Origin of the sequence: Pseudomonas sp. GM25, assembly GCF_000282255.1 — a bacterium.
Taxonomy (GTDB): domain Bacteria; phylum Pseudomonadota; class Gammaproteobacteria; order Pseudomonadales; family Pseudomonadaceae; genus Aquipseudomonas; species Aquipseudomonas aphyarum.
Window position 1 is genome coordinate 48,794 of sequence record NZ_AKJQ01000006.1, and the last position, 12,297, is coordinate 61,090.

At 59.6% G+C, this 12,297-nt stretch carries 7 protein-coding genes; 4 read left to right on the forward strand and 3 right to left on the reverse strand.

Going from position 1 to position 12,297, the window contains the following annotated elements; genetic code table 11:
• Position 1: 1 nt before the first annotated feature.
• Together PMI24_RS01880 and PMI24_RS01885 are read left to right on the forward strand one after the other, a co-directional pair.
• Positions 2–637 (forward strand): DsbA family protein, encoded by a 636-nt coding sequence (locus PMI24_RS01880; RefSeq protein WP_007950898.1) that lies wholly within the window; start codon positions 2–4, stop codon positions 635–637.
• Positions 630–2,447 carry an ABC transporter ATP-binding protein gene (locus tag PMI24_RS01885; protein WP_007950899.1) on the forward strand — a complete coding sequence of 606 codons (1,818 nt, stop codon included), beginning with the start codon at positions 630–632 and terminating at the stop codon, positions 2,445–2,447. The genes PMI24_RS01880 and PMI24_RS01885 overlap by 8 nt, the downstream gene beginning before the upstream one ends.
• Before the next feature lies 1 nt (position 2,448).
• Here the strand turns inward: PMI24_RS01885 and PMI24_RS01890 are convergent, their stop codons facing one another.
• Positions 2,449–6,603, reverse strand: a complete 4,155-nt coding sequence (locus tag PMI24_RS01890; protein WP_007950900.1) for a hypothetical protein — start codon at positions 6,601–6,603, stop codon at positions 2,449–2,451.
• Between the two features lie 219 nt (positions 6,604–6,822).
• Here PMI24_RS01890 and PMI24_RS01895 point away from each other — a divergent pair, with 219 nt between their 5' ends.
• On the forward strand, positions 6,823–9,285 hold the full coding sequence (locus PMI24_RS01895) for an EAL domain-containing protein (RefSeq protein ID WP_007950901.1): 2,463 nt from the start codon (positions 6,823–6,825) through the stop codon (positions 9,283–9,285).
• 46 nt (positions 9,286–9,331) lie between these two features.
• Complete coding sequence (locus PMI24_RS01900) at positions 9,332–10,126, forward strand: TenA family transcriptional regulator (RefSeq protein WP_007950902.1); 795 nt, start codon at positions 9,332–9,334, stop codon at positions 10,124–10,126.
• Between the two features lie 62 nt (positions 10,127–10,188).
• On the opposite strand, the gene PMI24_RS01905 is transcribed toward PMI24_RS01900, so the two are convergent.
• Together PMI24_RS01905 and PMI24_RS01910 are read right to left on the reverse strand one after the other, a co-directional pair.
• Positions 10,189–11,115, reverse strand: coding sequence for a GGDEF domain-containing protein (locus PMI24_RS01905; protein WP_007950903.1), 927 nt, complete (start codon positions 11,113–11,115; stop codon positions 10,189–10,191).
• A gap of 362 nt (positions 11,116–11,477) precedes the next feature.
• The gene (locus PMI24_RS01910) at positions 11,478–12,218 is read right to left on the reverse strand and encodes a YciK family oxidoreductase (protein WP_007950904.1); all 741 of its coding nucleotides are present in this window, start codon (positions 12,216–12,218) and stop codon (positions 11,478–11,480) included.
• Positions 12,219–12,297 lie beyond the last annotated feature (79 nt).

Consider the following 12,297-nt stretch of genomic DNA (forward strand, 5'->3'; position numbering starts at 1 on the left):
CATGTCTGCACGCCTGCTCTATGTGATGGATCCGATGTGTTCGTGGTGCTGGGGATTTGCCCCGGTCGCCAAGGCATTGGTGGAGCAGGCGCAGGCAGCCGGGGTGGAACTGCACCTGGTGGTCGGCGGGTTGCGCACCGGCAGTGGTGCGGCGCTGGAGCCGACTACCCGGCGCTACATTCTCGAACACTGGCAGGCGGTCACCGAGGCCACCGGCCAGCCGTTCAAGCTGGAAGGCGCGTTGCCGGAAGGCTTTGTCTACGACACCGAGCCAGCCTGCCGGGCCATCGTCACCGCGCGCAGTCTGGCACCGGATTGCGCGTGGAAACTGGTCGGGTTGATCCAGCACGCGTTTTACGCCGAAGGTCGCGATGTCACTCAGGCCAGCGTTCTGGTGGAGCTGGCGGAGCAGGCCGGCGTCCCGCGCATCGAATTTGCTGCCCTGTTTGATCATGCCGATCAACACAAGGCGACCCAGGCCGATTTCAGTTGGGTGCAGGATCTGGGCATCGCCGGATTCCCGACCCTGCTCGCCGAGCGCAACGGCCAACTGGCGTTGCTGACCAACGGCTACCAGCCGCTCAGTGACCTGTCGCCGTTGCTCGGTCGATGGCTGGAGCGCGCGGCCTGTGTCTGACCCGGCCGATGACACGCCAGCCGTCAAGCGTGTCGACCGGCTGAGCTGGGCTGAAGTCCGGCGACTGGCACTTCATCACAAAAAATCCCTGTGGATCGCCAACGGCGTGGCCGTACTGGCGACGCTGTGCAGCGTGCCGATTCCGCTCCTGTTGCCGTTGCTGGTGGACGAAGTCCTGCTCGGCCACGGCGATGCCGCGCTGAAAGTCATGAACCATGTGCTGCCCTCGATGTGGCAGCAGGCGGCGGGTTACATCGGCCTGATGCTGGTGGTGACGCTGACCCTGCGCTGCAGCGCCCTGTGTTTTGGCGTGTTGCAGGCGCGGTTGTTTGCGCGGCTGGCCAAGGACATCGTATATCGCATTCGCGTGCGTTTGATTGAACGACTCAAACGGATCTCCCTCGGCGAATACGAAAGCCTGGGCAGTGGCACGGTCACCACGCACCTGGTCACCGACCTCGATACCCTCGACAAGTTTGTCGGCGAAACCCTCAGCCGTTTTCTGGTGGCGATGCTGACCCTGGTCGGCACTGCCAGCATCCTGATGTGGATGCACTGGAAACTGGCGCTGCTGATCCTGCTGTTCAACCCGCTGGTGATCTACGCCACGGTGCAGTTGGGCAAACGGGTCAAGCACCTGAAGAAACTGGAGAACGACAGCACCTCGCGCTTCACCCAGGCGCTGAGCGAAACCCTCGATGCGATCCAGGAGGTGCGCGCCGGCAACCGCCAGGGCTTCTTCCTCGGACGGCTGGGTTTGCGCGCGCAGGAAGTGCGCAACTATGCGGTCAATTCGCAGTGGAAGACCGACGCCTCGAACCGCGCCAGTGGTCTGCTGTTCCAGTTCGGCATCGACATTTTCCGCGCAGCGGCGATGCTCACGGTGCTGTTCTCCGACTTGTCGATCGGCCAGATGCTCGCGGTGTTCAGCTACCTGTGGTTCATGATCGGCCCGGTCGAACAACTGCTGAACCTGCAATACGCCTATTACGCGGCGGGCGGTGCGCTGTCGCGGATCAACGAACTGCTGGCCCGCGCCGACGAGCCGCAATACCCCGGCGGCGTCGACCCGTTCAAGGGCCGCGATACCGTCGCGATTCAGGTGCAGGGTCTGAGCTTCGGTTACGGCGACGAACTGGTGCTGGATCAGTTGAACCTGTCCATCGCCCCCGGGGAGAAAGTGGCGATTGTCGGCGCCAGCGGTGGCGGCAAAAGTACCCTCGTGCAATTGCTGCTGGGCCTGTACACACCGTTGGCCGGGACGATCCGTTTCGGCGGATCGTCCCAGCAGGAGATCGGCCTGGAAACGGTTCGGGAAAATGTCGCGGTGGTGCTGCAACATCCGGCGCTGTTCAACGACACCGTGCGCGCCAACCTGACCATGGGCCGTACCCGCAGCGATGAAGCCTGCTGGCAGGCACTGGAAATCGCCCAGCTCGAACCCACCATCCGCGCCTTGCCGGACGGGCTGGACAGCATCGTCGGCCGCTCCGGCGTGCGTCTGTCCGGCGGTCAGCGGCAACGTCTGGCCATCGCCCGGATGATCCTCGCCGAGCCGAAAGTGGTGATCCTCGACGAGGCGACGTCAGCCCTCGATGCCGCCACCGAATACAACCTGCACCAGGCCATGGCGCGCTTTCTCCATGGCCGCACCACGTTGATCATCGCCCACCGCCTGTCAGCGGTGAAGCAGGCAGATCGGGTGCTGGTGTTCGATGGCGGGCAAGTGGCCGAAGACGGCGACCACCAGCAACTGATTGCCGATGGCGGGTTGTACGCCAAGCTTTATGGGCATTTGCAGAGGTTGTAGATCATTTCCATAGCACCTCCAGTGCGTTGGCCGTGCCGTCGTAGCCAAACTCTTTGACGATCACTGAACAACTGGTGCATGGAGGCATGGTTGTAGCCACGTCGACCGAAGCGATCATGTGGTTTTCGGGGTATTTCTTGCGAAGCACACTGATCAGTTTGGCCTCGCTGTCCAGAGAGGTCGGCCGACGGGTCAGCGCAGGCGTGTAGGTGTCGATGTCCTTTATCGTATGGGGAATCGCCACCAATTGCCCTTTGCTCGAGACTTCCAGTGAGGTTCTGTTGAAGGGCTTGTCGAAGTCGATGTTGAAGTAGGTGGTGTCGCCGATAATCACTTTGTCCGGCGCGAATGGAGGCTTGAACAAAGGCAGTTCCCCGGTCAGTCCTTGCGCTCCGGAAACGCTGACGTAAACCTCGCGCTTGCCGGTCGAAGTCACGATGTCGGCGTAGGCGATGTTTCTCGGATTCTGTCCCTGTAAACGAGACGGGAGCAGCGCCTGCAACTTGTCCATTGTCCGATTGATTTTCAGGTCGGCGCTTTGTTGGATATTGATGGTTTTCTCGCAAAACAGCGTATCGAAGATATCGGCGGTTCGTTGGCGAAAGCTGTCTGAAGCATCCCTGCTACGTGACCAGGATGCTGCACCGTCCGGCAGCCGGCTGACGATCATGCGTGTGGAATGATCGAACAACACCGCTTCACCGGGGCTGGTATCGACTTTAAGCAGTTTGAGCGTGTCGGGCGGGTTCGCATGGCCACCAATGCGAATAGCAATTTTCTCCATGGTTTCGAGGGCGCGTTCTACGGCTGGAATACCGTAGATTCTCGCCATGTTGTTGGCGTTGAGAGACCCGGTGTACACCGTCATCAGCTCACCCTTCAGATTGGCAGGCAGGGTATTGGCCTTGCGCAGCGTCAACCGAGTGGTGAGGCTCTGACCTTTGGGCAGTTCGGCGACGTAGAAGGATCCGGCGTCCAGTCGGGTGAACACATAGTGCCTTGAGTCGTCGATAGCGGGGACGATGATGGCGCCGGTCTCGAAGGTGTCGAACTGATTCCGGGTGCCGAAGGGAATATCCACTTTGATCCTCCCGTAAATCCCTTTTTGAAACGCTATCGCCGCCGGGTGTCTGCTTTTCTTTTTCAGGGATTTGAGCAGCATCGCTCGACCCGCTGTGGCCGGGGTGTAAATGCTGTCCCCGAACCAGGGTGCCCAGCCTTTATCCGTATCGTAAGTGCCGTTGGCTGGCGTGGGGGCCGGATTGCGGGTGACATAGCTCGTTTTACAGGCGTCCGACCCCGGCATGCGCCGCACCCTGCAGGGCAGGGCTTTGAGTAGCGACTGATCATCGATCAGGTCGGCGCGGCGCAGTTGGTTGCCGTCCGGTCGATAAGGGATGTCATCAATCAGCAGCGTGGTTCGACCATCGACCTCAAGCATTTCACGAACGTGGGCGTGTTCCGGAACTTGCGCAACGACGTGGGTTTCGCTCGGGGGCAATGTCTTGAAGCCGGATCGACCTTGCGCGAGATTTTTGCCGTTGTTGCGCAGGCGCGGGCCGTAGGGCAGGGAGGTCATCGGGTCGACCAGATGAAAGCGTTCCAGTCCCGAAGAGTCTGTATGGCGCAGGAGTACATCATCAATACCGTTGACCGTCGCGAGCTGATCACCGTTCGTCAGCGGCTTCCAGTCCCCGGGATCGATGGCTTGTGGCAGATTCTGGACCAGGCGGAAGCCATCGGCCTTTCCCGTCAGTTTTCTGATGCCGACAACGCTCATTCCGCCGATGAAGAGCAGCCCTTTTCCGGCACCGCTTCCCAGACCCTTGAGCAGCGAGGGAATGCCGTCCAGTGGGTTGAGGTTCGCCAGTGAGCGGGTGAGGAGATGGCGGGCCAATGTCGAAAACGGCGGCAGCGTTGCATTGACGACCATGCGAGTGGTGCCGGCAGCGGCGCGGAGCAGGCGCACCGAACCCGAGATGAATTTGCCGATCGGGCAAAGGAACGAAGCCAGGTCGAACAGGAGTCCGACCCCGGCCAGGGCTTTGCTTTTGACATCGTCGGAGAGCAGGTCCTCGATGCTGCCCCAGAAAGGAACGAACCCTTTGACGATCGTCACGAATACTTCCAGCCGTTTCTCGATCTTCGCCCTGTGCCGGTCGAAGATTGTCATGCCTCGGGCTTGCTGGCGCAGGTGTTCTTCATCGACGTAGAGGTAGTTTGTCGCGATGTAGTTGGCCAGTGCGTCCAGTCGTGATGTCAGCGTCGCAGCATCGGTCCCGGTATCCACGGAGGCTGCGGCTATAGTGCCCACGGTGTCGAGGTAGCCGATGTAGGCCCCCCGGGCGGCAGGTGTCCTGCCGTGGAGATGGGCCGACCAGTCGAGCAGCAACGAAGTACTGATGTCACGCTCGGGTGAATAGGTTTGCCCGGGGATGGTGGCGTGCAAGGCAAACTCGGTCCGAACGCCATTGACGGTTGAAAACCTCAAGGTGGGTCGAAGGCGAATGACACCGGCACTCGGGATCAGCTCGTAGTAGGCAATATTTCCCTGGTGGGTCACTTTTATAACGAAGCCCTTCCTGGCCCGGGTCAGATCCGGCGGTTCGTTGGGTACTGATTTTCGACGCATCCCCAACAACTCGATTTCACCCATTGCCAATGCCTGGCGTTCGCTCGCTGGCAGTGAAGTCAGCAAGCTGGCGATCAAGGTCTGATAGGGCGGCCTGATCGTCGCCAGATATTGGTTGAAGGCGCTTTCAAACTGCGCATTGATATCCGGCAAGGACTTGCCGGCCCAACTGTAGTCATCTGCATTTACCCGTTCATAACCACCCCGCGAGTTTTCACGCTCGGCGTAGAGGACGCGCTGCTCATCCAGCCGGAGTGCTGTGGTAGATCGCGTTGTGCCGTCGGGCATGGAGACAATCCATCGCTTTTCGCCATCGAGCTGGCCGTCTGCATAGACATCCAGAAAGTCGTGGCCCTGCTGATTCTTCTGGTCCAGTGGTGCTCTTGAATGACTATGGCTCGGATCGGCAGACATCAACTTGCGTCCGTCCTTGTTGAATGTAAAACCACTGAACCGGTCAGCCAGCACGTCCCTGGCCATCTGTATCCGGTCAGGCGGGGTTGAATCCAGCGTCATCACGGCCTTGTTCAGGTTTTCGCTTTGTTCTTCCAGCGCAGTCAGCGCTCGCTTGATGTCTTCCTGATCGTGACCGGATGCCGCTCGCGCCGGGATGACGCCAGTGCACACCGCCCATTCAAGGGCGGGGCCTATTCGCAGTCGTGCAATTGTTTCCAGCTCTGCGGGGGAGGCGCCAGCACTGCGTTCCAGAGCCAGACTGACCAATTGCTGGAAAGACAAGGGTTGCGACTGATCCAGGCCAAGCACCTCGGCCAGCAGCACGCCGTGCATGAAGTTCACCCACACGATCGACGTCTTGTAACGAAGCTCGGGCGGGATATCGCGCACGGCAAAGTCTTTCGACAGGCGATGTTGAAACACCTGGGCCAGCAGGATCGCCTCTTTGGTAGTGGCAACCCGTCGGGTACGCAGCAAATGCTGTTCGAAATCGCGGCGCAGGGTCTGGTAGCTTTTGCCCCAGTGAGCAGGGTCTTGCCAGTGGAATCCGGCGAGCTCCTGCGACTCGTCGGGAGACGGCGCATGCAAATGCAGGCAGATGGCTTTGCATGACAACTGATAGCGCACGGACGACGGCGTCTGTTCGCCGGGGGATGCACCGAACCATTTGAGCCTTTTCAGCAGCCGTTCTGTCAGGTCCAGTGATTCGGGGGAATTCAGTACTCGCTGGAGGAAAACCGAAGGGGTCGCGCGCAGTTCATCCGTGTCGGCGAGCCGCAGGATATCGCCACTCAAATGACGGATCAGCGAAGGTTTGCCGATCAAAAAGGTTTTGACCGTGTCGAGCATTCGTTCATTGATGCGTTGTGCCAGGTACTGTTCGAGGCTCATGGCGGGTGTAATAGCCGGTGTTGCGACTCGGGCTGCCTTGAACCTTTTGCGGTCCCGGCCGGTCGGTTGGGGAATCAGGGATTCGATATCCGGGCCGGTATCCAGTCCAAGCGCCTCGATGGCGCTGGTTTCTGCGGTTGTCGATAGATCGGTTGAAGCCGAAGACGTCGAGGGCATGTCACACTCCTTGTGAAGGCATTCCCGTTACAGAGGGGGGAGACCTGAAGTGCCCAGTAAATCGATGCCGCCAGCGACCGTGGCTGTACATATGTCTATCCGGCGTTTGTCCTGAACTGAGGCGGATCCGCCGCTTGCCGGAAACCCGAACGCCTCCTAGTCTTTGGGGGTTGGTCTGATAGAGACGGACAATCAGGCAGTGACCACGCAAGGAACTCCATGAAGCAAAAGCGGACTCTCGGAACGCCTCGGTTGCTGGGCATCGTCTGGCCATTTATCGCCGTCGTGTTGTTTCAAGCCTTGTTGGGGGGCGTGAGTCTTTACGTCCTGTCGGCCGTTCGCGGCTATGTCGCTGGTGAAAGCCTTTGGTCCAAGGGCCAGAAAGACGCGATCTATTACCTCAATCTCTACGCGGACAGTCGCGACGAGGCGATTTACCTTAAATACCAGAACGCCATTGCCGTGCCTCAGGGCGGCCATCAATTGCGCCTGGCGCTGGACAAGCAACCGCCCGACCTGCAGGCGGCGCGGGAGGGCATTCTCAAGGGCGGCAACCACCCGGATGATGTTTCCAGCCTGATCTGGCTGTATCTGAACTTTCGTCATTTCAGTTATCTGGAAACCGCCATCGACCGCTGGACGCTGGGCGACGCCTATCTGGTGGAACTCGACGGCGTGGCGCAGGAGATGCATCAACGTATCACTGCCAATGCCGCCACCGAGGCTGATATCCACCGCTGGAAAGACCGGATCTTTGCAATCAATGACGGCGTGACCCCGGCCGCCAAGGCGTTCAGCGATGCCTTGGGTGAAGGCTCGCGGATGATTCTGCGGCTGCTGCTGTTCACCAACCTCGCCACCGCGCTGGGCCTGATCGTGCTGGCGCTGCTGCGTACCCGCAAGTTGCTCAAGCAACGGCATGCCTTCGCCGAAGCGCTGCAACTGGAAAAGGATCGGGCCCACGTCACCCTGCACTCGATTGGCGATGGGGTGATCACCACCGATGTCAGCGGGGCGATCGACTACATGAACCCGGCGGCCGAGGCGTTGACTCACTGGAAGGCCGAGCAGGCTGCCGGTCTGCCGTTGGCGGCGTTGTTCAACTTGCTGGATGACAACGCCCAGACCGAAGGGCTGACCCTGATCGAACACATTCTCAGCGGCCAGCTCACCGGCGGCAGCGAACACTCGAAGCTGATTCAGCGGCTGGACGGCAGCACCGTGTCGGTGACCCTGGTCGGCGCGCCGATCCGCAATGCCGGCAAGGTCAGCGGTACGGTGCTGGTGCTGCATGACATGACCCAGGAGCGGCAATACATCGCCAATCTGTCGTGGCAGGCCACCCACGATGCGCTGACCGGCCTGGCCAACCGTCGCGAATTCGAATACCGCCTCGAACAGGCCCTGCATAACCTGACGCGGCAGGCCGGGCGACATGCGCTGATGTTCCTCGATCTCGATCAGTTCAAGCTGGTCAACGACACCTGCGGGCACGCGGCAGGCGATGAGTTGCTGCGTCATATCTGCGCGTTGCTGCAATCGGGCTTGCGTGAGGGCGACACCCTGGCGCGGCTGGGCGGCGATGAATTCGGGATCCTGCTGGAGAACTGCGCACCGGAGGCGGCCGAGAAGATCGCCGAGAGCTTGCGCCAGACCGTACAGAACCTGCATTTCGTCTGGAAGGGACGGCCGTTCCTGACCACCGTCAGCATTGGTCTGGTGCACGTCGCACAGAATCCGACCACCCTCGAAGCCTCGCTGCGGGCCGCCGACATGGCCTGCTACATGGCCAAGGAAAAGGGCCGCAACCGGGTGCAGGTCTACCATGCCGACGACTCGGAACTGTCCCTGCGTTTCGGCGAAATGGCCTGGGTGCAGCGCCTGCACATGGCCCTAGAGGAAAACCGGTTCTGTCTCTACGCCCAGGAAATCGCCCCACTGGGTTCGGTTGCCGGTGGCACCCGCGGACACATCGAAATTCTGCTGCGTCTGCATGACGAAGCGGGCCGGATGATTCTGCCGGACAGTTTCATACCGGCGGCAGAACGTTACGGTTTGATGACGTCGCTGGATCGCTGGGTTGTGCAGAATGTATTTAAGGTAATTGCCCAATGTATTAACGAAGAGTGCGAAGGCCCTCTGGCAATGTGTGCGATTAATCTTTCAGGCATTACTATCGGAGATGACGCGTTTTTGCACTTTCTACGCGAGCAGTTTGATAACTATGGCGTACCGCCTGAAATGATTTGTTTTGAAATTACAGAAACCAGTGCCATTGCAAATCTCGGGAGTGCAATCAGATTTATTAATGAACTCAAAGGCTTGGGTTGTTATTTCTCACTCGATGACTTTTGTGCCGGAATGTCTTCATTCGCTTATCTGAAACATTTGCCTGTAGACTTCCTGAAGATCGACGGGAGTTTCGTAAAGGATATGCTGGACGACCCGATTAACCGTGCAATGGTCGAAGTGATCAATCACATCGGGCATGTCATGGGTAAGCAGACAATTGCCGAGTTTGTCGAAACAGCGCAGATCGAGCAGGCATTGCTTGAAATCGGCGTGGATTACGCTCAGGGTTATGTTGTGGAGCGTCCGCAGTTGTTTACCTGTGACAGTTTGCAAAGTCGGCCCGCCAGACCGCAGCCGTTGTTATTCAAGGCGCCTGGCACGTTCCGTTGAAGTCTCTTGCCGATCCGTACAATCACAAATCAAAAGGAGCCGAACAGTGATCGACACATTCAACCGAACCGGACCACTCATGGAAGCTGCAAGTTATCCCGCCTGGGCGCAACAGTTGATCCAGGATTGCAGCGAGAGCAAACGCCGGGTTGTCGAACATGAACTTTATCTGCGCATGCGTGATAACAAGCTCAGCGCCAAAACCATGCGCCAGTACCTGATCGGGGGCTGGCCCGTCGTTGAGCAATTCGCGTTGTACATGGCGCAGAATCTCACCAAGACCAAATTCGCCCGTCATCCGGGTGAAGACATGGCGCGGCGCTGGTTGATGCGCAACATTCGCGTCGAACTCAACCACGCCGATTACTGGCTGCACTGGAGCCGGGCCCATGGGGTGAGCCTGGAAGACCTGCAAGCGCAGCAAGTGCCACCGGAGTTGCACGCCCTGAGCCACTGGTGCTGGCACACCAGTTCGGCGGATTCACTGATCGTGGCCATCGCGGCCACCAACTACGCCATCGAAGGCGCGACCGGGGAGTGGTCGGCGCTGGTGTGTTCGACGGGGGTCTACGCCGCGGCCTTCCCTGAGGAAGATCGAAAGCGGGCCATGAAGTGGCTGAAGATGCACGCCCAGTACGATGATGCCCATCCGTGGGAGGCGCTGGAGATCATCTGCACCCTGGCCGGGTTGAACCCGAGCAAAGCCTTGCAGGCGGAGCTGCGACAGGCGATCTGCAAGAGTTACGACTACATGTACTTGTTCCTCGAGCGCTGCATGCAGCTTGAGTTGTCGGAGCGGGTGTTAGTCGGGCGTGAACGTCGGGCGCTGGTCGAAAGCTGATTTCGGCGACATCCATAAAAAAACGGGAGCCTTGGCTCCCGTTTTTTGTTGGCGGAAAATAGTCAGCCCGCCATGGTCAGGCGATTGCGGCCCTCGCGCTTGGCGACATACAGCGCGCTGTCGGCGCGGCGCAGCAGGCTGTCGGCGGATTCGCCCGGTAGCAGGGTCGAGCAGCCGAGGCTCACGGTCAGTTCGATCAATTGGTTATTGGCGTAGTAATCCTGGGCCTGTGCTGCCTGACGCAGGCGCTCACCAACCATGGCGGCCGCATCGCGCCCGGTGTTGGACAGCAGGATCAGAAACTCTTCCCCGCCATAACGGAACACCATGTCGACATTGCGCAACTGGCCCTTGATCGATGCCGCCACGGCTTTGAGCACGTCGTCGCCGGCGCTGTGACCATGGAGGTCGTTGACCTGTTTGAAATGGTCGATGTCCAGCATCAGCAACGACAGCGGTTGCAGGTGCCGGCGGGACATCTCGATCTCGCGCAGCAGCGTCTGCTCCATGGCAATGCGGTTGCCGGCACCGGTCAGCGGATCACGCAGCGCGCTTTGCGTGGCTGCGCGGTACAGCAGCGCATTGCGCATCGGATACAACAGGGCCGACAACAGTGATTCGAGATTGCCCAGTTCCTGTTCGCTGAAGCGCTGGTTACGGCGGAACACCAACTCACCCATGTGCTCACCTTCGTGGCTGAGGCTGTAGCTGGCCGAGTGGTGGCCGCGGGCACCGAACTCCAGGCGCAGGTCGCTGCCGTTGTGCACGTAGGTCAAGGCGTCCAGCGGCACCAGGCGCTGAACTTCGCGGAAAAACAGACCGAGGATGCGTTGAGGCTCAAGGCTGGTTTGCAGTTGCAGGCTCATTTGCTGGCGCAATTGCGCCAGGCTGACAGGTCGCGCCAGGAGAGGTGGCTGCTGACCAAAGCCCAGGCGTTGCAATTTGGCACTGTCGAAGTCAATTGCAGTGGTCTGGGAGGGTGATTTCATATGGCGTGAGCCCCTAAGCAGTAAGTCTGTCTTACAGGCTGGGTGAGAGCGGCTATGGGCTGCGCGTCATACTGATCCATCAGTCCCGTAGGACATTTGGCGTAAGTTTAGTCTGCCCGATGACGATTAGTCAGCTATCGAATCAGGCCTTGCCCGACTGCCTTCACACGGCGTGCTTTGAGGAAATGTAGAGCGAAAGTCGTGCCATACGGTTCATATTTTATTAAAACCGTTTTGAATCAATGACTTGAAATTTTTGCGGAAGGAGGTGCGGTGGTTATTTGACTGAATTCGCCGTGCTCAAAGCGGCAATTGCATGCCGCGACGGTATTCCGCCACGGCAACAAATGCGACGTATGGCATTACTGGGCGTTGAAGGCCTGGCCATTGATACCGGTGCTGTCCGGGCCCATCAGGTACAGATAGACCGGCATGATCTCTTCCGGAGTCGGGTTGTTCAGCGGGTTTTCACCCGGGTATGCCTGGGCGCGCATGCTGGTGCGGGTGGCGCCCGGGTTGATGCTGTTGGAGCGCACCGGAGCGACGTTTTCGACTTCGTCGGCGAGGGTTTGCATCAGGCCTTCGGTGGCGAACTTCGACACGCCATAGGCGCCCCAGTAAGCGCGGCCCTTGCGCCCGACGCTGCTGGAGGTGAACACCACCGAGGCGTCCTGCGACAGTTTGAGCAGCGGCAGCAGCGTGCTGGTCAGCATGAACATCGCGTTGACGTTGACCTGCATGACGCGCATGAAGTTCTCACCCGACAACTGCTCGATCGGCGTGCGCGGGCCGATGATCGAGGCGTTGTGCAGCAGGCCGTCGAGGTGGCCGAACTCGGTCTCGATCATCGCCGCCAGCTCATCGTATTGATGGGGCAGGGCGGTTTCGAGGTTGAACGGGATCACGGCCGGCTGCGGATGCCCGGCCGCTTCGATCTCGTCGTAGACCTGGGTCAGGTTGGCTTCGGTCTTGCCCAGCAGCAGCACGGTCGCGCCATGGGCGGCGTAGGTCTTGGCGGCAGCGGCGCCGATGCCGCGACCGGCACCGGTGACCAGAATGACCCGATCCTTGAGCAATTCGGGGCGAGCGGAGTAATCAAACATAAGAAACCTCTAATCCATTAACTTCTGATCGTTCCCGCGTCTTGCCCGGGAATGCAGCGATGGTCGCTTTGCAGCACCA

Coding starts and splice junctions, on each gene's coding strand:
- PMI24_RS01880 (WP_007950898.1), top strand. CDS start 2: ATGTCTGCACGCCTGCTCTATGTGATGGATCCGATGTGTTCGTGGTGC.
- PMI24_RS01890 (WP_007950900.1), bottom strand. CDS start 6,603: ATGCCCTCGACGTCTTCGGCTTCAACCGATCTATCGACAACCGCAGAA.
- PMI24_RS01895 (WP_007950901.1), top strand. CDS start 6,823: ATGAAGCAAAAGCGGACTCTCGGAACGCCTCGGTTGCTGGGCATCGTC.
- PMI24_RS01905 (WP_007950903.1), bottom strand. CDS start 11,115: ATGAAATCACCCTCCCAGACCACTGCAATTGACTTCGACAGTGCCAAA.
- PMI24_RS01910 (WP_007950904.1), bottom strand. CDS start 12,218: ATGTTTGATTACTCCGCTCGCCCCGAATTGCTCAAGGATCGGGTCATT.